The sequence below is a fragment of the Virgibacillus sp. AGTR genome (genome assembly GCF_016919725.2).
Classification (GTDB): Bacteria; Bacillota; Bacilli; order Bacillales; family Amphibacillaceae; genus Virgibacillus; species Virgibacillus salarius.
Genome location: NZ_JAJERH010000037.1, coordinates 1 through 24088, shown reverse-complemented (window position 1 = coordinate 24088; position 24088 = coordinate 1). Strand labels below are relative to the sequence as shown.

Here is a 24088-nt window from a genome sequence, read left to right as displayed (position 1 = left end):
GTGTGCCTCTTTTTTTTAGAATTCATAACAATACACGCTTCCATTTTTAATTAATCATATGTAAGTGATACTCCATCATTATAACATCTTTCGCCAGGATTTTTAGACATAAAATTATTACATTTATATTTCAAAAGTCGTAGTTTATTGAAATATTTTGTCATATTTTAAATAAATAAGTGGGTTTTCAGGCGAAAATCAAGTGGAAATATGAGGAAAAATACCTATTTTCATAAATTAAACTGAATTTCAACTCACTTCAGACCTAGTATCATTTAACGGTTGCGCTATCTATATATATACGTTAATTGTTTTGAGAAGCAGGGGGTGGTTTCGAGAAGGATTCTGTTTTTAAAGCTTTTTTTGTCGAAGGATAGTTATTGAAGTCAAAATAAAAAGCTTGTCTACTGAATATCTTCAATCAGACAAGCCTTTTAATCATACATTATTTTTTTTGAGCTAACCAATCTGCAAGTAATTGTACGTCATCTCCAGATGCCATGCCAGCAGGCATAGATCCTTTACCATTTTTAATTATGTCGGCAATTTCATCTGAGGAAAGCTTCGAACCAACCTGTGTTAGATCAGGGCCATTCCCACCTGATAAATCAGCGCCGTGGCAGGAAGCACAATTACTTTTGAATACATCTTCAGCAGCAGCGGTATCTACAGCTCCACCTTCTGAATCTGATGGCTCTTCTGTGCCAGTATCCCCGTTATCAGCTGGCTCTTCAGAAGCATTATCGTCCCCACCGCCACATGCACCGAGCACAAGTGCAGTACCGAAAAGCATTGTTAATAACCACTTTTTCATAGCCTAAATCCCCCTATCAAAAATATTGTAATGGCTTAACAGTTTTATTATAACCCATTATGTGGGTTTTAAAACCCTTTATACCAACATTAAATAACACGAAAAAGGCTAGAAAGCAATTGCCATACGGACTAAGACCATTTGTGTCCATTTCATGAAATTATTGCTAATAACAGCTATTTGCAGCATTTTTCTAAGCTCTAATTATCTACAGGTGATTTCTTACTTATTTTATTTCATCTGATATCTTAAATAAGCATCAATAAATGGATCAATCTCTCCGTCCATTACACCTTGTGTATTTCCTACTTCTACATTTGTACGGTGATCCTTTACCATAGAATACGGATGAAAAACATAGGAGCGAATTTGACTTCCCCAGCCAATTTCCATTTGCTCGCCACGAATTTCGGCTAATTCCTGCTGTTGTTTTTCAATTTCCAATTGATATAATTTCGATTTTAACATTTTCATCGCAGCTTCTCTGTTTTTTATCTGTGAGCGCTCATTTTGACACGTCACGATTACATTTGTAGGTAAATGGGTAATACGCACAGCTGAATCAGTAGTATTAACATGCTGCCCTCCTGCACCACTCGCTCGATACGTATCTACCTTAATATCTTCTGATTTCATTTCAATATCTACATCCTCGGTCATTTCTGGCGTTACATCACAGGACACAAAGGATGTGTGGCGGCGCCCTGAAGAATCAAATGGTGATATTCGTACCAATCGGTGTACACCTTTTTCAGGCTTTAAATAACCGTAAGCATTGTGACCTTTAATTAATAACGTAACGCTTTTCAATCCCGCTTCCTCACCGGCTAAGTAATCTAACATTTCTACTTTGAAGTTTTTTGTTTCTGCCCAGCGTTGATACATTCTTAATAGCATGCTCGCCCAATCCTGAGACTCTGTTCCACCAGCGCCTGGGTGTAGCTCCAGAATCGCATTATTAGCATCATACGGCTCACTTAAAAGAAGTTGTAGCTCAAAATTATTCATTTGTATGCGCAGTTCATGGAGATCCTTTGTAAGATCCTCAAATAACTCTGCATCATTTTCTTCCTTTACTAACTCATAGGATACCTCTAAATTGTCAAGAAACTCTTCTAATTCCTCAAATTTATTCACATATTCCTTTAAACCATTAACCTCACTAATGACTTTTTGTGCTGTTTCTTGGTCATCCCAGAATGATGGAGCAGCCATTTTTAATTCTAACTCTTTAATACGTTGAGTTTTTTCGTCTAAGTCAAAGAGACCCCCTAAAATCATTAATTCGCTTACTCATTTGGTCTAATTCATTTCTTATTTCAACTAATTCCATCCTAATCACCTCAATTTGTATTTGGCAATAAAACACTCCACTGGTTTCAGCGGAGTGCTTTATCCATTTCACTATTTCCCATGGCAATTTTTATATTTTTTACCACTGCCGCACGGACAAGGGTCATTACGACCAATATCCTGTTGTTTTACAAATGGCTTACGTGTTTTCTTTTTCTCTTCCTGACTGCCGGAAACTGCCTGTGTATTTTTCACAACTTCCTGCCGTTGCAGATTATCTCTAATTTCAGCTTTCATAATGTACTTGGCAACTTCTTCGTTAATATTTTCGATCATTGCTTCAAACATTGAGAAGCCTTCAAGTTGATATTCACGTAACGGATCATTCTGTCCATATGCACGTAAATGAATTCCTTGACGTAATTGATCCATTTGATCAATATGATCCATCCATTTCGTATCAACCGTTCTTAAGAGAATTACTTTTTCAAACTCGCGCATTTGTTCTTCTGTTAGTTCTTGTTCTTTTTGATCATAGCGAGCTCTCACTCTCTCCATAATCCATTCATTGATTTCCTCTGGATCTTTTCCTTTTAAATCATCTACAGCAATTTGATCTTGATCTAGGAGGCTACCTTGTACATATTCAACAATCGCCTTATAATCCCAATTATCCTCATCATCATCCTGCGTATGTGTTGCTACAACACGTTCAAGTGTTGAAATAATCATGTTCTCAATAATCTCTCGTAATTCTGTTTCAGATTCAATAACATCAAAGCGTTGCTTATAAATAATTTCTCTTTGTTCTCGTAAAACATCGTCATAAGATAGGACTGTTTTACGTGCATCAAAGTTATTCCCTTCCACTCGTTTCTGAGCTGATTCAACAGCACGAGATACCATTTTACTTTCAATTGGCTGTGAATCTTCCATTCCGAGTCGCTCCATCATCGATTTCAAATTATCAGAGCCAAATCGACGCATTAACTCATCTTCCATGGATAGGTAGAATTGAGACATCCCTGGATCACCTTGTCGTCCAGAACGTCCACGTAACTGATTATCGATACGACGTGATTCATGACGTTCCGTACCAATAACAGCAAGTCCTCCAAGATCAACAACACCTTCACCTAACTTAATATCGGTTCCGCGTCCAGCCATATTAGTAGCAATGGTTACGGCTCCCTTTTGTCCAGCATTCTCTATTATCTCTGCTTCGCGAAAGTGATTTTTAGCATTTAATACATCATGTTTCACGCCAGCCTTCTTCAATAATTTGGATATTAACTCAGAAGTTTCAACAGCAACAGTACCAACTAATACTGGCTGTCCTGTTAAGTGACGTTCTTTTATTTCCTCTACAACTGCTTGAAACTTACCTTGCATGGATTTATAAATCAAATCAGCTCGATCGTCACGGATAATCGGTTTATTTGTCGGAATAGCAATAACATCCATATTATAGATGTTTCTGAACTCTTCCTCCTCCGTTTTCGCCGTACCAGTCATACCTGCCAATTTATTATACATTCGGAAGAAGTTTTGAAAGGTAATAGACGCAAGCGTCATACTCTCATTTTGAATTTGTAATCCTTCTTTCGCTTCTATTGCTTGATGTAAGCCATCACTATAACGACGACCTTTCATTAATCGACCTGTGAATTGGTCTACAATAACTACTTCTCCTTCTTCTACCACATAGTCATCATCACGATGCATCGAAACATGAGCCTTCAGAGCCTGATTAATATGATGCGTTAATGATACATTGTTTAAATCAAACAAGTTCTCAATCGAAAAATAGCTTTCCGCTTTATTTATCCCTTCCTCTGTAAGTTGTACCCCTTTTGTTTTTTCATCGTAGGTATAATCACCTTCCTTGGAAAGTGTACTTACAAAGCTATTCGCTTGCTGATAAAGTGACGCAGACTTCTTAGCTGAACCGGAAATAATTAAAGGTGTTCGTGCTTCATCTATTAATATCGAGTCAACCTCATCAATAATTGCAAAATTCAAAGGACGTTGTACCATTTGCTCCTTGTAAAGGACCATATTATCTCTCAAGTAATCAAAACCATATTCATTGTTCGTACCATAGGTAATATCCTGATTATACGCTTCCCTTTTTTGTTCTTTTGATAACCCATTTCCATTAAGCCCAACTGTTAGTCCTAAAAATTGATAGAGCTCTCCCATCTCCTGCGCGTCACGACTTGCCAAATAATCATTGACTGTAATTATATGAACACCTTTACCAGAAAGTGCATTTAAGTATGCAGGCATGGTAGAAGCTAATGTTTTTCCTTCCCCGGTTTTCATCTCAGCAATGTTACCTTCATGCAAAGCAATAGCACCCATTAACTGCGTTTGGAAAGGTCGCATTCCTAGTACACGTTTAGATCCTTCACGAACCACTGCATATGCTTCTACAAGCATATCGTCTAAAGTTTCTCCATTTTGATACCTTTCTTTAAACGCTTCTGTTTTTTCTTGTAGCTCCTGATCAGTTAACTTTTCCATTTCTGGTTCTAAAGCCTCTATTTTATCCACTGTTTTTTGCAGCCGATTCAATTGTCTTTGCGTTCCATCACCAAAAATTTTCTTTAATATTCCAGCCATTATACATGCACCTCAATATCTATCTTAAATAAGATTTTCTATCTGATTTTATACTATAATTATCGTACGTAAAGAATTAGCGTCTTTTATCAATAATAACACTTTCTAAAGAAAGATGACAACTACTGACATTGCACAGTTCTTAGATGAAAATTCTTGTATCTCTTCTGTTTTTCAAATGAATTATCAAGGGAATATGTTCCACTTCAAGTATGTATCAGTACAAATCAATGTAAAAAGAGTGGTTTGAGGATAAACCACTCTTCTAAGGAAAGGGATTATAGAGGATTCTGTGAGAAAAGACAGTCGCTTTTCTAGCGAAGTATGCTTAGGAATGTTTATAAAAGACTGTCGGAGAGACAAAGCGATATAAACATTCCTTTTTTAGACTGACATTGCTGTAAAATGTACGTGTTAGATCATTCACCTCCTAAATCATTTGCCTTATTTATATCACAACACTGGGTATCATGACTAATCACCATTTTTAAATTTTAGAGTTAAATTCGACAAATAATTCAAACGAAATAAGCTGTTCGGATAAGATTTTAATGACATTTTCCAAGAATGCCTTAGATAATCTAATCCATTTTAAGATTTCAGCAATTTTAATTACAATTTTCGACATTGATCCATTTGTACTATCAATTAAAAGAACCTCTTACTGCCGATTGGTAGTATAGAGGTCCTTTTATTATTGGCTATTTATTTACTAATTCCGGATAAGATAGTCAAATGCACCTAAAGATGCGTTCGCTCCTGATCCCATAGAAATAATGATCTGGTTATACGGTCCATCCGTACAGTCTCCTGCTGCAAACAATCCCGGAACATTCGTAGCTCCATGCTTATCAACAATGACCTCACCGATGTGATTACACTCAACCTTACCATCTAGCCACTCCGTATTTGGTACTAAACCTATTTGTACGAACACACCTTGTAAATCGATATGTTTTTCCATACCTGTGTGACGTTCTTTATACGTAATCCCATTTACATTGTCGGTTCCTGTAATTTCAGTTGTTTGAGCATTTGTCAAGACTGTGACATTAGCTAGACTATTAAGGCGCTTTTGCAAAACATCATCTGCTTTTAATTCTTGATTATACTCAAGAACAGTTACATGTCTTACTATGCCAGCAAGATCTATTGCAGCTTCAATTCCCGAGTTGCCACCACCGATAACCGCTACATCTTTTCCTTCAAACAAAGGACCGTCACAATGTGGACAATAGGCAACGCCTTTATTTTTGAATTCCTGTTCTCCAGGAACGCCGACATTACGCCAACGAGCACCTGTTGCAAGGATGATCGTTTTGCTGTTAAGGACTGCTCCATTTTCAAGCGTAAGCTCAAAGAGGTCTTTCTTTTTTAAGCTACTAGATCGCTGTAAATTCATTACATCTATGTCATATTCTTTCACATGTTCTTCAAGACTTGCTACAAGCTTCGGACCTTCTGTATGTTTTACACTAATAAAGTTCTCGATGCTCAGTGTATCAAGAACTTGACCGCCAAAACGCTCCGTAACAATACCTGTTCGGATTCCTTTACGCGCTGCGTAAATTGCTGCACTTGCACCAGCTGGCCCACCGCCAATAACAAGGACATCATAGGGATCTTTGTTAGCAAGCTCAGAGGCATCCAATCCACTACCTAACTTAGCAAGAATTTCTTCCATTGTCATACGGCCACTGCCAAAAGATTCCCCATTTAAATAAACCGTCGGCACTGCCATGACATTTTTATCTTCTACTTCTTCTTTATATGCTGCGCCATCAATCATCGTATGCGTAATATTAGGGTTAAGCACGGTCATTATATTTAGTGCTTGAACAACATCCGGGCAATTATGACAAGTAAGACTAATGTAAGATTCAAAATGATATTCTCCATTAATAGTTTGAATCTTATCTATAACGCTTTGGTCTACCTTTGGTGGCCTACCACTAACCTGCAGCAACGCTAACACTAATGATGTGAACTCATGACCTAAAGGAACACCTGCAAATACAACTCCTGTATCCTCTCCAACTCGATTCACACTAAAGCTAGGGGTTCTTTCTAAAGGAGCTTTTTCAACAGTTATTTTAGTAGACATAGTAGCTAGTTCTTCAAGTAGAGCCAGCATTTCATTAGAAATAGCATCCGAACCCACACTTACTTTAATAACAATATCGTTTTCTAATAGCTGCATATATTGATTTAATTGTGCTTTGATATCTGCTTCAAGTACCATTTCGTGCACTCCTTAGATTTTACCTACAAGATCAAGGCTTGGTTTAAGCGTTTCAGAGCCTTCTTCCCAATTAGCTGGGCAAACTTCGCCTGGGTTGTTACGAACATATTGAGCAGCTTTAATTTTGTTTACTAGCGTGCTTGCATCACGTCCTATACCATCTGCATTAATTTCCACTGTTTGGATAATACCATCTGGATCAATAATGAATGTACCACGATCTGCAAGACCTGATTGTTCATTTAGCACTTGGAAATTACGAGAAATAGTTTGCGAAGGATCACCAATCATCGCATATGTAATTTTTCCAATTTTTTCAGAGCTATCATGCCAGCCTTTGTGTACAAAATGTGTATCTGTAGAAACAGAATATACTTCAGCTCCAAGCTCCTTTAACGTGGCGTATTGATTTTGTAAATCTTCAAGTTCCGTTGGGCATACAAAACTAAAATCGGCAGGATAAAAGCAGATAACACTCCACTTGCCTTTAAAGTTTTCTTCCGTTACCTCAATAAACTCACCATTTTTATAAGCATTTGCTGTGAATGGTTGTACTTCAGTACCAATAAGTGACATAAATAATCTTCCTCCTAAAATGTGTTCTGAAAAGAAATGAAGCTTATGCTTTCATTTCCTAAAATAATTCTAATCACGTACTTATTATTAAGTGGATGTCGTTTTTTGTCAAGAAAAACACTGTATATGTTCGAATTATGTCACATTAAAGAGCCTTTAAAGGTTTTATATCAACATTCTATGTATATGTAAGAATATTTATTGATTATTATTCTCAACTAAACTTACAAACTAGAAGGAAGTATAGTAGCTGTTGTTTAGAGGAACAAAAACGCAAGCGCCCGATTAGACATGTTGCTACTGGAGCGATTCAACGGAGATAAAGGAATTATGGTGTGCTTGCGAGCCGATGATGACTATCGTAGAGCGATACGTAAAGTCGCCTAGTTCCGGGTACTGAAGCAGGACGAGGCTCAACACACCCAGATTTATCTTTATAATTCCCAAGACTACGAAAAAGCCCACGAAGAAAATTTATATCTCTCCGTGGGCTTTTCGGTTAATTGTATTTTTCGATAACATCTTTTATATTTTCGATTCGGTTTTATGCATTCGGTTCAATTAATCCATATTTCCCATCATTACGACGGTAAACAACATTTGTATCTCCATTTGCTGCATTTTCAAAAACATAGAATGCATGTCCTAACATGTCCATTTGCAGAACAGCTTCTTCAGAATCCATTGGTTTCAAGTCAAATCGTTTCGTTCTTACAATTTCAATTTCATCAGATTCTTCTTCTAAAGCAACACTTGCTGCTTCTTTTTCTAATTCAGCAAACACATGTTTCGCTGCACCGTTTTGTTTAAATTTACGATTTACTTTCGTTTTATGCTTTCGGATTTGTCTTTCAAGCTTATCGACAACTAAATCGATGGCAGCGTAAAGATCTACGTGTTGAACCTCTCCGCGTAGTAACAGATTGGTCATTGGGATAGTAACCTCTATTCTCTGCTCATCATTATAGACACTTAAATTAACATGTACCTCAGATGTTGGTGGTGTATCAAAATATCTTTCTAGTTTACTTATTTTCTTCTCCACATAATCTCTTATTGATCCTGTCACCTCAAGATTTTCACCACGAATGTTAAATTTCATTAAAGTGTCCTCCTTTCAGCTTATATATATATTATACAACGTTTCCCAAGGAAATTCCTTTCTAAACTATTCAAACAGCAAATAAAACAGGGGGAATATTGGTCTATGCCTTGCTATTGCTAGAATTGACGGTTTACAATTTCCTTAAAAAATTTACAACTACTTCATACTTATTTCTCAACATAGTTAGAAATGTAAATAAATCTTAAAAAGAGAAAATAACTACAGTTGTAGAAATTTTCTCTTTTTCCTATTCACTATTCTATAAAGTGAAGCTTCCATCCGCTTTTTACTGAAAGAAATACGTACAAAGGCTTCATTCGCCACGTCCTGTGGCAACGCCTTTGTGACCTACTTCCATGTAGGCCCGAACCAATCGGACATTTACTGGCAGTTGATCCCTCACTTCACCATATTGGTTTTTCTTCATTGCTTGAGGTAGGGGCTTACTGCCAGTTATATGCGGGGAAAATATACTTAATTTTTACTATCCAAAAACATACCATCTTTGGACTGAACATTTTTATACGGATCACTATACTTTCTATTGGATTGTTTTTGTTTCTTTATTTGCTTCATTTCTAGCTTTAATTCATGAAATAGTTGCTGCATCTTATGTTGAATCCCATCATTTAAATCCACTAATGCTCGTCCCGTTTCCTTCTCCATATCTGAATAGGGTGGAGTCAATGCTTTCATCTGTTCTCCCCTTTTTTCAATCAGGGAATTTATTTGTGATATGACAGATTCACGATCCTTTGCATCGATTTTTTGCTCTAATAATTCTTTTAGTTTTATTGTAGTTTCATATAAAGGAGTTAATCGATTCATTAGACATGAGCACCTTGTGCATATTGTTTTTTGCGCGTCTCTAATATAACTTGTTTCCATGTATCTCGGAATTCGATAGTATAACCAAGTACTTCTTCTAATAAGGATGTATCATTTTTTATATTCGCTTCCTTTAACTGAAATAACATATACTCATAAAGTGGCAAGAATTGATTAGATATTTCAATTTTTGGATCCAAAGTGATCATTAATTCTTGAATTATTTTTTGTGCCTTTTGTATATTCGTATTTTTGGCTTCATAGTTTTTACAATCCAAATCCTTCATTGCTTGTTTTATAAATTTAATACATCCATTGTATAACATTAAAGTTAGTTCCGCACCAGAGGCTGTATTGACAGCATTATTTTTATATGCTTGATGTTGCTTATTCGGTGACATTTGGTTCACTCCTTAACTTACATTTTACATTTAAGCGCCAAACTGCGACATTAGCTGTGCTGACTGCTGATTCATCCGTGAAATTGCCTTTTCCATAGCTGTGAATTGATTCCAGTAACGTGTTTCTACTTTAACCAAACGATCCTCAAAAGCTGATATTCTTTTATCCAGATCTTTCATTCTTTTTCCTAATGTATAGTTTTCTAATGTATCTGTACCGCCACCAGCTTTTTCACCAATCTTAGACATTGTTGAACTTAATGCATCTTCTAAACGATTTACCAATCCACGTGATGCACCTTCATCGTTGTTAGTAAATAGCTTTTTCACATCTGCTGGATTATCTTGAAGTGCTTTCCTCAATTCTTTTGGGTCTACGACTAGCTTACCACCATCTAAGTAATTCTTGGATGTTTCAATTCCTATTTGTGTCAAAGAAGTATATTCTCCGCCTGTTTCAACCTTGGAGTACCAGCTCTGCCTTAAATTAAATAATCCTCCTGAAATAGTAGATTCTCCACGAAGCAATCCACTTTTTGCTCGTTCTTCCCACAGTTCGATTTCTTTATCAGACATTTCTTTCTTTTGTTCATCTGTTAACGGTTGGTAATCTCTGAATTTTTCCTCTTGTTGAGAAGAATTTAGCGCCTCGACCACTTCATTGTATTTATCTACAAACTTCATAATAGCTTCATAGGAAGCTTCTACGTCATTGGTGACAGTTAATTTAGCGTTTTTACCATCCGTAGTATTTTTAAATTCAAAGTCAATTCCGTTCAAAGAATAAGAATTGGTTTTAGATTCCATTACTAATCCACTGTTATTATACTCAAACTTAGCATTTTCTCCGCCTTTTTCATTCGCTACATCCATTTTTAGTACAGATTGTAAAAATGATCCATTAGCAAATTGAATCTCAGCACCATCAGGGGCTGTTCCTTGATTGTAATCACCTGTTCTAGTTGTCTCCATAATCACTTTATTCGATTGATTGTCATAAAACATTCGAACATTATTATCATCATTCGATATACGCTTCAGTACATCATTCAGTGTATCTCCTTCCTTTATCGTATAGGAGTACTTCTGTTCATCACCATTTTCATCAAATGTGGAAAATTCAACCTTGGTTCCATGATAGGAAGCGTCTAATTCCTCTGTTGGATCAATCGCAAGTTCTCCTGAACTTACATTAATTGCAGAGCTAGCCAACTGACTTACTTTGACTTGATAAGTTCCATTAGATGTACTCGGTGTAGCTGTTGCTGTAACGGCATCGTCTATCGATGAGCTTACTGATTTCGAATTATACGTATAACTCATTTTCATATCGTACATGAGGTTATCAAGCTCGGTTAATTTCTTATTAATTTCTCGAAATGCATCTCTTTTCCATTCAAGCGTCGTTCTTTCTTGTTCCATTTTATCTAATGGTATTCGTTCAGCACTCATTAGTTTGTTTACGAGTGAATCAATATCCATTCCACTAGCCAATCCGCCAATACGCATGATTATCTCTCCTTTTAAAATATGTCCTATATTTTCTCATCGATTAATATTCCCATGAATTCAGCCATTTCAGCATACATATCTAGCATCTTCTTAGGAGGTATCTCTTTTATAATTTCATCTGTTAATGGATTCACAACAGTGACATAGTACTCATTTAATTTTTCATGGTACTTAAATCGTAAATCTGTTCGCAATGGCTCAATGAAGTTATTCAGCTTAGAAATAGCTGTCTCTAATTGCTTACCTATTACTTCCTCTGTTTGATTTTGTTGTGAGCTGTACCCTTTGTTACCTTCGGATCTTTCCGACATTCTTACTTGGTTGTTACTCTGATCATGAAGCCGTGGATGTGATCCGGTCACTATTTGATCTAACCGCATACCCATATTACTTCCAACCCTTTTCTTTTCTTTTTATATCGGTACATTAGCAAAATTTATTAAATAGAGTGAAACAACTACTTATTTTTTAATAATTGTACTAACTCATTAGAGATGTTAGCAGCCTGATTATTTTCTTCTTTTATGTCTAAATAAAGCTCTTTGCGATAAATATCGATTGATTTTGGAGCACCAATTCCAATTTTTATTTGATCTCCATCAACAGCGAGTAGTTTAACTTCAATATCTTCCCCTATTTGGATGGACTCATTTACTTTGCGAGTTAATACAAGCATCTTTTATTCCCCTTTCACTTTCGAAGAGTGCTTTGGTGAAATCGGTGCTCTTGTCGGATATTCATCTGTATTTATAATTAATTGCTTTCCTTTATTCTTAACAGAATTTATAATGATTGGTGCTTTTAAATTAATGGTACTAGAAGTAAAAGGTGCTTTTAATGTAACAATCGAAAGGACAACTACTTCCTCTTCACTAGATAATTGAAGTATCTCTATTATACTTTCATCCAAATTCAACGTATATTCTTCATAAAGATGATAAGGGTTTACTACAATAAAAGCAGTTTCTTTACTAGTAGTAGACTGAAGAATTTGAAATAATGGATTATCGGGAAAATCAAGCAAAACAAATTGTGTTTCATGATTAAATCCTGGTATTCCTGATGGAAAGTCAAGAACACTTGTTGATTCTATAGCTACCTCTCCAAAGTACTTCGTTTCAATACGCATATTACTTCCCCTCTCCTAAGCATAAAGATTAACAACTTCAATGGTTAAATCCTGGTACTGCTTCATACTTACCGCTACTTCTCCCTGTTTATAGTGGTGCTCCACTTTATTCTGTTTTGCTTCAATGATCGGTTTATTGGTTTTTACATCAATATGTACCTTTGATGGTTGATAATTGACTTTTACAGAAAAAAGGGAAGGAATAAAGGCTATCCCTAAAGATTTTTGTGGTGATTGTGAATTTTGTACAGCTTGATTAACTATGGAATCCCCGTCACGTTCTATCTTCATTAATTCCGTTCCCTGCTGAGCACGTCGTCCCATTCCTTCCAGAACTGCGCTTTTTCCTTTTTCGGCGAATTGCTCATTCCTTTTTATAATAGACATACGGTTCATATCAGCAAAAGCTTTAGTTTGGTCAATTTCCAGCTTGGAAGGAGTCTTTGTAATGGTAACTTCTGCTCTTGGCTGTTGTATTGACAAATCTGCTTTCGGCTGTCGAATAGTTTGATCGCCAGGAATCTGTTCGATTTGAATTTTAGCCATTTGTGAATGCATGCGTAGCTGAGGAAATTTCATTACTAACTACTTCCTTTCATTATGTACAAAAGCCCTGTCACCCAAAAGGGGCAGGGCTTATAAAATGTTAACGAAGAAAATCAATAAGTGAAGGCTGAATAATTCTTGAACCTGCAGACAATGCTGCACGATGTAAGCTTTCCTGTGTAATTAAATTGGTTATTGCCTCTTCATAATCTACACTTTCATTTTCAGCCATTGTTTTCTTTGCAATGATCTCTTGTTCACTTAGTCGATTTTCAACAAGCTCCAAGCGATTCATCCTTGCACCTAAATCTGCACGGGCGTTAACTATTTGATTAATACCAGTATCAAGATCTTCAATACTTGCTCCAATACCAGCTTGGTTATCGTTCCCAAGATTTTCTATGAAGGTATCTATTTTATCAAAAAGTTCGTTACCAAATACTTCTTCTCCATTTACGTTTGCTTGAAGTTCAGTACCAGCTGCAACCGGTATTTTTATTGGATCCGTATTAGCATTAAATCCATTTGTTGCGTCGTATGGGGGCTCTGTTGTATTCGTACCGTTAAATATATACTTCCCATTTACTTGCGTATTGGCTATATTAATTAAATGTTCCTTTAACTGTTCAGCCTCTTTTTTTATATTTTCTCGTTCTTCTTCATCGTAAGTACCAGTGCTAGCCTGAACAGCTAATTCTCTTAACTTTTGCATTGTTTGTGTTGCTTTATCTAAAGCAGCATCAGAATTGTCCATCCAGTTATGAACTTCACCTGTATTTCGCATATATTGCTCAGCTTCATTTACTTGGCTGCGAAAATTTATCCCTTTCATCGCTATTACTGGATTATCAGAAGGGCGATTTATTTTTTTCCCTGTACTTACCTGATCCATATATTGGTCAAGCTTCGTATAGCTATTTGATAAATTACGGAGCATATTATTTGAAAGCATACTTTGCGTAATTCGCATTATTTTCCCCTACCTTCCAACAAGTCCCATACTATTTATGATTTTGTCTAACATCTCGTCCATTGTAGTCATGCTTCTTGCTGCAGCATTATAAGCGTGCTGAAACCTAATCATATTTGACATTTCTTCATCTAACGAAACACTACTCACCGCCATACGTTGATCTTCCACTTGGGAACGAAGAATGGCTGTGTTGTTCGTCATTCGATTTGCCTCTTGAGCTTTAACACCCATTTCGCCAATTAATGACTGATAGAAACTGTTGATCGAAGTACTCTCTCCCAATGGGTTTCCATTCAAATTCTTATTATTAAATACTTCAGCTAAATTCAGTGCATTTGCACCTTCTCCATCCGTATCATTTGTACTTGCAGCAATTAAATCTGGGTCATCCAAAATGTCTTTATTGACCGTAATTCCTGCCGCTCCATCTTTTCCATCTTTAAACACAAAGAAGTCAATTCCATCAGACCCATCAAGCGCTTTTCCGTTATGGTGAACCTTATTAAATTCTTCTTTTAACGTATTAGCTAGTTTATCAAGATCAGCTAGCATGTCGGTATATGTACCAGTTACATCCCCATCACCATCAAAATCATGACCATATGAATCTATGAATCCTTTTAGTGAGCCATTCGTATTCATTACATCTAATTGCTGACCATTGACTGAAATTCCACTCACGGCAGCATAAGAATCATTACCATATGTTACCTCTATTTCATTTACTTGCTCTTGACCAGTTTGACCATTGACTAACACAACACTTGGGTTAAATGGTTCCCCTTTTTCATTTACAACTTCTATCGTTGCCATACCATCAGCAATTTCTGGAGAGCCTTCGCCACTTTTGGAGTAAGTAACTTTAATATTCATTTTATTAGAAAGCTCATCAATTAAACGATCTCTTTCATCGTATAAGTCATTTGGTAAGTAACCATGTGGCTCAAGCTCTTTAATTTGTTCGTTAATATTATGAATTTGCCTTAATAATGCGTTTGTTTCTTTTACAGATGTATCAATCTGGTTCTTCAAATCGGAGCGAATCGATGATAATGATTCGGATAGATAATTGAATGTCTCAGCTACTGCAAGACCACGGTTAGCTACTACTGATCTAGCACCTGAGTTATCTGGATTGACAGCTAAATCTTGTAAGCCATTCCAGAACTGATCAATCGTATGAGAGAGTCCACTATCTGAAGGCTCATTTAAAACTCCTTCCATACGACTTAGTGCATCTGCTCTTGCTGCCCAATAGCCAGATTTACTACTCTCAGCACGGTATTGATAATCTAAAAATTGATCACGAACACGCTGAACAGATCCTGCCTGTACGCCAGTCCCCATTTGCCCTGGTATTTGAGGTCTATTTCTAGAACCTGAAGGATACGGGTTCATGGTCTCAAAATTAACCCGTTGTCTTGTATATCCCTCTGTATTTGCATTTGATATATTGTGGCCTGTTGTATAAAGTGCAGATTGTTGAGCAAAAAGTGCCTGTTTTGCCATTTCTAATCCGTGAAATGTACTCATGTGCTACCTCCTAACGAATTCGTTTACGCTTTCGAGTCAAATACGGAACGTTTTGCTGTATCCGTGTTTTTTTCATTCTTATTTCCGTAATTAATATTGCGTATGGTTGGACTCATAACATCCAGTGATAGTTGTACAAATTGCATAGACTGATTTATTAAAGCGTGATTAAGCTGCTCTAGCTGTTTTAATTTCGTAATCGCCTGTGTTAATACTGTTGTCACTGTCGCTAACTCGTTTTTCTCATGACCATCTTTAGCAATTTCAAGTATGGTGGATATTGTTTTATCTTCACTGGCTACATCCATAGCTTGAAACCATGAATTTACAGCCTGAATTCGGTCCGCTTCTGCTTGTTCCGTTTTCCGAATAAGCTTCCTTTCTTTAACTAACAATCCCTGTAGTTCCTCTAAAGATCCTTTTTTTAATAGATCAGTTTTTAGTTCTGAAAGCTCAATCAGCTTATGGTGAAGGTCAACCAATACATCCATGGCTTCTTTTATTTTTTGCAAAGTCAATGACAATCCTCCCTATTCAGAACTTCATTTATTTTTTGACAGATTAGTAGGCAGTGAATTCTCTTCGTAACAGATAAATGCTCGATTCAATCATCATTCTCCCTGCCCATACCTTTTTACTACATTTGGTAGTGCTTTATTTTCCTGACCAAAAATCAATCATTTTTTCAGCTGTTTTGTCATAATTCACTTTATATTCTCCCGCTTCAACCGCTTCTTTTAATTTCTCAACACGTGCTGAACGAGCAGGATTCGGTTTTTCGTCTTCTTGTAATTGCTTTGCCTGATTAGAAATTTCAATTTGATCTTTTTTCATATCGTGTTTTACTTCCACTTGTTTGTTTATTTGTTGTTTATACGGATTATAATTAGGTTGATTCAATCCATTAATTTTCACTTCCACTCACCTCTTTTGAAAGCTATAACCGGTATCCATTTTATCATTATTAATATCGGTTGTTATACCGGAAAGTTTAAGAAAAAATATTATTTATCAAACATATAGTATGTTTTAACCTTGTCTTTTTTTTGTTCTTGTTTCATCCGCTGCTCATGTTCCTCATATCGCTGTAGCTCTTGTTTTAACTTCTCTGAACAACGTTGACATAGTTTTCCTGATGTAATGACTTCCCCACATTTTTCACACGGATATCCCACGTTCGGAAATTCGGTGGGTCGAAGCCTTTTTTCCTTCACAAACTTGATGATTAGCTCTTCATCAACTCCTGTTTGTTGAACAATTTCACTTAATGTCGCCTCTCGATTCTTGCGCTGTCGTAAAAATTGATAAACCTTTTGAAATGCCTCTTCCTCCCGTTTGTAGCAATTTTGACAAATATCACGAACTCCTTTTACAAATAAGTTGTCACAACGAGAACAATTTGCCAATTCAGCCATTGAAAATTCCCTCTTTTCATTTACATATATATTTTTTCGTACTTTAACCCCTAATTAAGGTAAAACCAAAAACCTCCGGACAACCATTCTCCTTTAGCACTTTTCCTGCATGTCTTAGCGTCGTTCCGGTTGTATATATATCATCGACAAGTATGACTGGTTTGTTAATACTTTTAGTAATGGTAAATGGATTTATCGACTGAATTCTTTCTTTTCTCGATTTTTTCGATTGCTTTTCACCTTCCATACGATGCAATACGAGTTCAGATTTAATTGGTAGAAAATCTGCTAAAATTTTTGCTTGATTAAAACCACGCTCTTTTTCCCTATCTTTGCTTAATGGAATAGGTACGGCTATCGCATGTTTTTTCATGGCAGCAAATGTAGGAGTAAACCCCTTTCTCACTGCGTCGCGGAATATATTGCCCAGTTCAACGTCTCCACGATATTTCCATTTCGCAATAAGTTCTTGCATAAATATATTATATTGAAAAATAGAATAATTAAAAACGAGTGTATCACGTTCCTTCTCCTTTTCCCACCTTTGGCAATCGAAGCATATTGCTTGATCACATTGTCGACTACATTTGTGGCAACGATCCCCATCAATTTTTTCTAACAGTGAGTCACAATACACACATAGTTTTTTTATATCTGGAAAAAAGAAATTTTGCCAGGTCAGCTGCTGTATGATTGGTTCGGAGCACCATAAACAATACAATTTTTTAAAACCCTCCCTGTTTATTCATTTCTTTTATCATTTCAACTGCTTTGATCATAGCTATTGTTTTACCGTCATGAAAGAAAATAATTTCACCGGTAGGATCATCAAAACTTCTTCCAGCCCGCCCTGCGATTTGGACAAGGGCCGCTTCATCGAATACTTCATGTCCTGCATCAAGCACAGCAACATCAACAGCTGGAAACGTAACACCACGTTCTAAAATAGTAGTTGTCAATAATACTTGGATTTCTTTTTCACGAAATTGTTTGATCTTCCAATTCCTATCTTCATCTTGAGCATGTACGCAACTTAATGCCGAGGGCATTATAATAATCCCATGCTTTAGAAAAAACGTCGTAAGCGATTTTTCAAATTTTCTCGTGATTTCTACCGTTGGTAAAAAAATGAGTAGCTGTCTACCTTTATTTTCCCTCTGTTGTATCCAGTGAAGTAGTGCTGGTGGTGGAGTTGAATATTGAAGGTTTTTTCTTAATGATCTACATAGTTTTAATTTTGGAATTGGTAGTGGATATCCATGAAATCTTATTGGGACAAAAGTATACGACAATTGCTTTGTTGCCATTTGTAATCGGAATTTCAATCTGGGTGTAGCGGTTAAATAGATGGTAGTGCTGTTTAGCTTCTTTGCTCGCTTAGCGGCAAAAGCAAGGGATGGATCCTTATGATAAGGGAATGCATCAATTTCATCGATAATTATTAAGTCAAAGGCATGTTGAAAACGTAAGAGCTGATGAGTAGTACAGATAACCACTTGAGCAGTTGCTAATTTAACTTTACTCCCCCCATATAATGCATCTATAGGTACAGTTGAAAATGCTTTTTTAATACGAGGTTTTAATTCTAGAACAACATCTGTTCGGGGGGTTGCTATACAAATTCTCATTCCATACCGGAGAGCTTCCTCCATTCCTGGAAAAAGCATCTCAGTTTTTCCAGCTCCACAAACAGCCCAAATGAGCAAGGTGCTTTCCCGTTTCTGTATAGTCTGTACAATGCGTTCTGCTGCTTTAGCCTGCGCAAGTGTTAATTCTCCGTTCCAAGAACAAGCAGCTTCATATTTTTTCCAAGTTGGTATGGCTCCACTCCATATATAAAGGCATTCAGATTTAATAACTTTTCCCATCTCAATACATTTTCTACAATAGATAGAAGCTTTATCAAGGCTAGAAAATAAAAATCTATGTCGATTACCACAACGCTGGCATTTCCAAGTAAAACGCTCACGTACTATTGATGGTACTGGAGTAATAAGGCGATGATTTAGGAGTGTGTGAAATTGTCTATCATCTAGAGGTATCTCTTTTCTTAATAGTAACTTTCCGGAGAGTAATAAGGCGATGGTATCTAAATGGAGAGCCTTCATTTGCTGCAAATAAAATCACTTCCTTTCTCTAAAAAGTATGGTTATCTAATTATAGATAAAGTGAAGCTTCAATCCGTGGGGGGGTTTTGGATTGTTAGGTGAACCAATCGGACATTTACTGGCAGTTGATCCCACTCTTATCCATAGTGGTTCACTTTATTGCTTAAGGTGGGGGCTTACTGCCAGTTATATGCGAGGATAAAGAAGTGGTAGAGGGTAATTCAGTAAAAAATGAATGATAGTTTTTATGGAGAAATTGAGGCTTTACGATAGAGCTATCCTTCCAATGAGTAGACAGGAGCTGCATATTAGGCAGCTCCATAAGTTGAAGCTTATTTCTTATACCAGCCTACACCGAGTGCACCTTCACCGAGGTGTGTTCCAATAACAGGACCAAAGTAGCTAATCGAAGTATCCATCTCTGGATACTTCTCCAAAAAGCTTTTTTGCAACGCAATGGCATCTGATTCAGCGTTTGCATGGATAAAAACAACTTTTAATTGCTTGCCTTCACCTGCATCCTCATCCAATAATCCTAGGATCCGATTAATTGCTTTTTTCTTTGTACGGATTTTTTCAAAAGGAACAATTATTTTATTAACAAAATGTAAGATTGGCTTAACCTGTAATAAGCTCCCTACGATTGCTTGGGCACCATTTAACCTTCCACCACGTTGTAAATTACTTAGGTCATCTACCATGAAATAGGCCCGTAGTGATGACTTTATTTCATCAAGGCGTTCCATAATTTTCGTTGGTTGTTTACCTTCTTGTATCATTTCAACTGCCTCTAATACATAAAACCCCTGTGCCATACAGCTTATTTCAGAGTCATAGGGATACACTTCTATACCTTCAACCATTTCTCCTGCACTTGCAACTGCTTGATACGTACCACTAATACCACTAGAAAGATGAATAGATATGACCGCATCATAATCCTTGGCTAATTCTTCTAATTTGGACGTGATTAACCCTATAGATGGCTGTGATGTTTTTGGAAGTTCCTTTACCTCTCTTAATTTCTCGTAAAATTGATCGGTTGTAATATCTATTTCTTCTTGAAAGGATGCTTCTTCAAACTGAACGCTTAAAGGAACCATATGTATCTGTTTTTCTTCACGAACATCTTTGGTTATGTAAGCTGTACTATCTGTCATTACAGCGATTTTCATGACACCTTCTCCTCTTTACTAATGTTTTACGGTCATCAAATTAGTACTATTTGAATAATTTTCATGTGTTTGTAGTAACTGTTATATAAAGTGAACCTTCCATCCGTGGGGGGTTTTGTTTTTCCCCACGGATGGTTAGTTAAACCAATCGGACATTTACTGGCAGTTGATCCACACTTATCCATATTGGTTTCACTTGATTGCTTAAAGTGCGGATCTTACTGCCAGTTATATGCGGGATAAATCCGACATTGGTATTAATTCTATTTTATATATTTCGTAGCTAAAAAATAGCGTTTCAATAGTTTCTGTCATCTGCCCTGTTTCCATACTCTATTCACAAAAAAACGTCGCTACTAACTGCTGCACGTTAACTAGCACTAATGTTATATTACACTCATTTATTTTACATGAACCTATTAAAAAATGCATCAGTAAAGTGAAAAAAGCACGTGCATACTTCAAGTTAAAACGAAGGTAATTGGAGCATTTCTATGGTTCCTTTAAAGCTGATACAGATACTATGCTGGAAACTATCACCAAATGGATTCATATTCATAGAGCGAATGAATTATAATATACAGGACTTCGTATTAGCAAGCAAAAATATACGATAAAAAAATAACTCTGATACCTTCTTACGTAGTATCAGAGTAAACATCTATCATATATTAAAAAGGAAATGTAGCAGAACATCATGTGAATGGCTAGACTACTTCAACCCAACCTTTTCGTATCGCTGAAACAACAGCTTGTGTACGGTCATTTACATTCATTTTCTGTAAAATGTTACTAACATGGTTCTTAACCGTTTTTTCACTAATATACAGCGTTTCTGCTACTGCACGGTTGCTTTTTCCATCTGCTAACAGCTGTAATACTTGACATTCTCTTTTTGTTAATAAATGTAATGGCTTGCGATATTCAATACCATTTTCTGAAATATTAGAGGCATTTTCTTTAGCAAGTCTCCGATATTCCATAACTAAATTATGTGTAACTTTTGGATGAAGGTAGGAACCACCGTCACTAACAACCTTTATCGCATCAATTAATGCATCTGAATCCATTTCTTTTAGTAAGTATCCTTGCGCCCCTGTTTTTAAAGCATGGGTCACATAGCTTTCGTCATCATGTATCGATAGAATAATAACGTTTGTATTTGGAAAATAACGAACTAAATCAGATGTTGCCTGTACCCCATTCATATTTGGCATATTTATATCCATTAATACGACATCAGGATTATTTTCCTTAACCAGCTTAGCTGCGATTGATCCATCGTCGCCCTCTGCTACAACTTCAAAAGAAGGCTCAAAGTCTAATATTCTCTTTACTCCTTCACGAAATAGCTTATGATCATCAATTAATACAATACGTATTTTTCTTTCTGTGTTCATCGTTATGTTCCTCCTACATCTTATTCTATTCATTTACCCTAGTAGTTTACTATGATAGAACTATGTTCTCTCTTTATTTTAAGTAAGGTGAGATAAAACTCTATTTAACCTATTATACCGCTATGAGGGTACATAGGGAACCTTAATGGAGATAGTTGTACCTTTTCCTATCATGGATTTAATATCCATTTTTCCTTCTAGCATCTCTACGCGTTCACGCATTCCAATTAATCCAAACGACTTATCTCGCTTCATGGATGGGTCAAATCCCTTTCCATTATCTTTAATAATCATCGTTAAATTATTTTTTGCTATTTCAAGCTTAACCTGAATTAACGATGCTTCAGCGTGTTTTACCGCATTTTGTAGCGCTTCCTGTACGAGCCGAAAAAAAGCAATCTCATATTTCTGATTTAATCGCTTTTCTTCTCCCATAGATGTAAACTCAATTTTCAAATCGTTATAGTCAGAAATAGTAGCGACATATTTTTTTATCGTAGGTATTAGTCCTAAATCATCAAGCGCCATTGGTCTAAGGTCATATATAATTCTACGTACTTCATATAAAGAAGAGCGGATCATCTTCCTAACACTCTTAATCTCAATAAGTCCTTGATCGATATCCTGCTTACGGAAATTTCTTTCTACCAATTCAGAACGCAAGAGGATATTCGCAAGCATTTGTGCTGGGCCGTCATGTATTTCTCTAGAAATCTTTCTTCGTTCTTCTTCCTGTGCTTCAATAATTTTCAGACCAAATTCTTGTTTTTCCTTTGCTTCTTCAATCATTTCGTTCACTTGTCGAAAATCATCATGTAAATAATTTAGTACGACAGAGATTTTCCCAGCCAATCCTTCTGCTCGCTCTATCGTCTGATTTAAAGAAATCAACCTTCGCTCCAGATCGTCTCGCTTTTCACGTAAAACACTTTCTTCCTGACGCAGAACAGCTAGCTTTGTTTGCATGGCATGTGTCATTTCGTACACTTCTCGTATCTCATTTTCAGAATAACGATCAAAATATTTGCTAACTTCAGCTAACCGTTGTCGAGAAAATCGGACTTTTTGCTCGAGCTGATCCCCGTCTTCGATATGTTGCATTACCTTGACCTTTGTTTCCTTCAATTCCTTAACGAGATGTTCATGTTCATTTCTAGCTTCTTCACTAATGTTAAAAATTTCATCTTTGCTGTTCTCAACCACTTCAATCATTTCATTGATAATATAATCTAATGCTCTATCACTGATTTTCTGCGCCATCATTATCCACCAACCTATGTTATAATTATACGCACATATTAATATTTTTTATAGGGTCTTTTTGCATACTTAGTGATTATTTATTGTGAAACTTTTTTCTTATGGTATGTTAATTTTTATATCCCTTATTCTATCATGCTTGAATAGGAGGAGTGAACACAGGTGCTAGATAGTTATTTAACAGTAAAACTTGAAGGTCGAGATGAGCTAACCATCCAAAAATCTCGTTTTATCGGCTACGTTAAGCGTGTAGAGACAGAAGAAGCTGCACAGTCATTTATCCAAGAAATAAAAAAGAAGCATCATGATGCCACACACAATTGCTCAGCCTATCTAGTAGGTGAACATGATCAAATTCAAAAGGCAAACGACGATGGTGAACCAAGCGGGACTGCTGGTGTTCCAATACTAGAAGTATTAAAAAAACAACACCTAAAGGATACGGTTGTGGTTGTTACCCGTTATTTTGGTGGTATAAAATTAGGTGCTGGTGGTTTAATCCGCGCCTACGGAAGTACTACTTCACAAGCGATTAAGACTACTGGTGTAGTAAAACGTCAACGGATGCAAGGTTTTTCGGTTACGGTTGATTATACGCAATCAGGGAAGCTAGAACATGAAATTCGTCGTTCCAAATATCGATTAGAGGGGATAAACTATTCAGACAAAGTAGAGTTTGTAGTCTTCGTTGAAATTGGTCAAGAAGAGGAATTTAAAGAAACGATCGTAGATTTAACAAGTGATCAGGCTGTAATGACTCCAACGAATACGATTTATATGGAAATAGATATGAATTGATATTAAGGAAGCTGAGACAAAACACAACTTCTTTACTCAAAATACGAATAATCATGTTATCAATAGGATTATCATCGCCGCACTGTGAAACTATACGCTCTTTCCGTGGGCACGGCCACAGCTAACCTGGTAAAGAAAAACACGTTACCAAGTGGATCTGCGGACTCGTGCTGTTCCCGCCGGAGTCTCGCCTATTTCAGGTGCTAAATTATAATTTTCATCAAAAACGAACGATAATTAATTTTAACTAATTAGGTACCGACCCCCTGAAGTTAGAGTAAAAAATCTAATTTCAGGGGGTGTTTTTGTGGCTAAATATAGTGAAGAATTTAAAGTGAAGGTTGTCACCGAGTAT

At 36.4% G+C, this 24088-nt stretch carries 24 protein-coding genes; 1 reads left to right on the top strand and 23 read right to left on the bottom strand.

Translation table 11 applies throughout. The features are described from left to right. Positions 1-445: 445 nt before the first annotated feature. The 23 genes from cccB to JUJ52_RS13790 form a co-directional block, all read right to left on the bottom strand. Positions 446-814, bottom strand: a complete 369-nt coding sequence (gene cccB, locus JUJ52_RS13900) for a cytochrome c551 (RefSeq protein WP_166530823.1) — start codon at positions 812-814, stop codon at positions 446-448. 231 nt (positions 815-1045) lie between these two features. Next, positions 1046-2147 (bottom strand): peptide chain release factor 2 gene (gene prfB / locus JUJ52_RS13895; RefSeq protein WP_205388813.1). Its coding sequence is split into 2 segments (ribosomal slippage): positions 1046-2074 and positions 2076-2147, totalling 1101 coding nucleotides; the frame shifts between segments, so codons are not numbered across the junction. Positions 2148-2218: 71 nt separating this feature from the next. Further along, the gene (gene secA, locus JUJ52_RS13890) at positions 2219-4732 is read right to left on the bottom strand and encodes a preprotein translocase subunit SecA (protein ID WP_026682013.1); all 2514 of its coding nucleotides are present in this window, start codon (positions 4730-4732) and stop codon (positions 2219-2221) included. A gap of 712 nt (positions 4733-5444) precedes the next feature. After that, on the bottom strand, positions 5445-6974 hold the full coding sequence (gene ahpF, locus JUJ52_RS13885; protein ID WP_205388814.1) for an alkyl hydroperoxide reductase subunit F: 1530 nt from the start codon (positions 6972-6974) through the stop codon (positions 5445-5447). A 12-nt stretch (positions 6975-6986) separates the two neighbouring features. Further along, on the bottom strand, positions 6987-7550 hold the full coding sequence (gene ahpC / locus JUJ52_RS13880) for an alkyl hydroperoxide reductase subunit C (RefSeq protein ID WP_026682015.1): 564 nt from the start codon (positions 7548-7550) through the stop codon (positions 6987-6989). Positions 7551-8094: 544 nt separating this feature from the next. Then, positions 8095-8652, bottom strand: coding sequence for a ribosome hibernation-promoting factor, HPF/YfiA family (gene hpf, locus JUJ52_RS13875; RefSeq protein ID WP_026682016.1), 558 nt, complete (start codon positions 8650-8652; stop codon positions 8095-8097). 477 nt (positions 8653-9129) lie between these two features. Continuing rightward, a complete protein-coding gene (gene fliT / locus JUJ52_RS13870) occupies positions 9130-9483 on the bottom strand; it encodes a flagellar protein FliT (RefSeq protein ID WP_205388815.1) in 354 nt (117 codons plus the stop codon). Beyond that, entirely contained in the window at positions 9483-9884 is a 402-nt protein-coding gene (fliS, locus tag JUJ52_RS13865; RefSeq protein ID WP_205388816.1) for a flagellar export chaperone FliS, read from the bottom strand. Before fliS ends, fliT begins: the two co-directional genes overlap by 1 nt. Before the next feature lie 30 nt (positions 9885-9914). Beyond that, positions 9915-11393: a flagellar hook-associated protein 2 gene (locus JUJ52_RS13860; protein ID WP_205388817.1), complete on the bottom strand. Its 1479-nt coding sequence runs from the start codon at positions 11391-11393 to the stop codon at positions 9915-9917. A gap of 26 nt (positions 11394-11419) precedes the next feature. Then, a complete protein-coding gene (flaG, locus tag JUJ52_RS13855; protein ID WP_226983542.1) occupies positions 11420-11782 on the bottom strand; it encodes a flagellar protein FlaG in 363 nt (120 codons plus the stop codon). Positions 11783-11853: 71 nt separating this feature from the next. Continuing rightward, entirely contained in the window at positions 11854-12072 is a 219-nt protein-coding gene (gene csrA, locus JUJ52_RS13850; protein ID WP_205388818.1) for a carbon storage regulator CsrA, read from the bottom strand. A gap of 3 nt (positions 12073-12075) precedes the next feature. Continuing rightward, positions 12076-12525 carry a flagellar assembly protein FliW gene (fliW, locus tag JUJ52_RS13845; protein WP_121605681.1) on the bottom strand — a complete coding sequence of 150 codons (450 nt, stop codon included), beginning with the start codon at positions 12523-12525 and terminating at the stop codon, positions 12076-12078. Between the two features lie 15 nt (positions 12526-12540). Further along, on the bottom strand, positions 12541-13104 hold the full coding sequence (locus JUJ52_RS13840) for a DUF6470 family protein (RefSeq protein WP_026682023.1): 564 nt from the start codon (positions 13102-13104) through the stop codon (positions 12541-12543). A 67-nt stretch (positions 13105-13171) separates the two neighbouring features. Further along, positions 13172-14041: a flagellar hook-associated protein FlgL gene (gene flgL, locus JUJ52_RS13835; protein ID WP_205388819.1), complete on the bottom strand. Its 870-nt coding sequence runs from the start codon at positions 14039-14041 to the stop codon at positions 13172-13174. A gap of 9 nt (positions 14042-14050) precedes the next feature. Next, positions 14051-15577, bottom strand: coding sequence for a flagellar hook-associated protein FlgK (flgK, locus tag JUJ52_RS13830; RefSeq protein WP_026682025.1), 1527 nt, complete (start codon positions 15575-15577; stop codon positions 14051-14053). A 23-nt stretch (positions 15578-15600) separates the two neighbouring features. Then, the gene (locus tag JUJ52_RS13825; RefSeq protein ID WP_026682026.1) at positions 15601-16095 is read right to left on the bottom strand and encodes a flagellar protein FlgN; all 495 of its coding nucleotides are present in this window, start codon (positions 16093-16095) and stop codon (positions 15601-15603) included. Positions 16096-16231: 136 nt separating this feature from the next. Further along, a complete protein-coding gene (flgM, locus tag JUJ52_RS13820) occupies positions 16232-16492 on the bottom strand; it encodes a flagellar biosynthesis anti-sigma factor FlgM (protein ID WP_026682027.1) in 261 nt (86 codons plus the stop codon). An 89-nt stretch (positions 16493-16581) separates the two neighbouring features. Continuing rightward, positions 16582-16992 (bottom strand): TIGR03826 family flagellar region protein, encoded by a 411-nt coding sequence (locus tag JUJ52_RS13815; RefSeq protein ID WP_026682028.1) that lies wholly within the window; start codon positions 16990-16992, stop codon positions 16582-16584. 43 nt (positions 16993-17035) lie between these two features. Continuing rightward, a complete protein-coding gene (locus tag JUJ52_RS13810; RefSeq protein ID WP_026682029.1) occupies positions 17036-17713 on the bottom strand; it encodes a ComF family protein in 678 nt (225 codons plus the stop codon). Positions 17714-17717: 4 nt separating this feature from the next. Further along, entirely contained in the window at positions 17718-19100 is a 1383-nt protein-coding gene (locus JUJ52_RS13805; RefSeq protein WP_121605939.1) for an ATP-dependent helicase ComFA, read from the bottom strand. A 332-nt stretch (positions 19101-19432) separates the two neighbouring features. After that, positions 19433-20275: a DegV family protein gene (locus tag JUJ52_RS13800; protein WP_026682031.1), complete on the bottom strand. Its 843-nt coding sequence runs from the start codon at positions 20273-20275 to the stop codon at positions 19433-19435. 707 nt (positions 20276-20982) lie between these two features. After that, positions 20983-21675, bottom strand: coding sequence for a response regulator (locus JUJ52_RS13795; protein ID WP_026682032.1), 693 nt, complete (start codon positions 21673-21675; stop codon positions 20983-20985). Between the two features lie 120 nt (positions 21676-21795). After that, complete coding sequence (locus JUJ52_RS13790; RefSeq protein ID WP_026682033.1) at positions 21796-22935, bottom strand: sensor histidine kinase; 1140 nt, start codon at positions 22933-22935, stop codon at positions 21796-21798. Between the two features lie 162 nt (positions 22936-23097). Between JUJ52_RS13790 and JUJ52_RS13785 the strand changes: the two genes are divergently transcribed. After that, entirely contained in the window at positions 23098-23733 is a 636-nt protein-coding gene (locus JUJ52_RS13785; RefSeq protein WP_026682034.1) for a YigZ family protein, read from the top strand. Positions 23734-24088 lie beyond the last annotated feature (355 nt).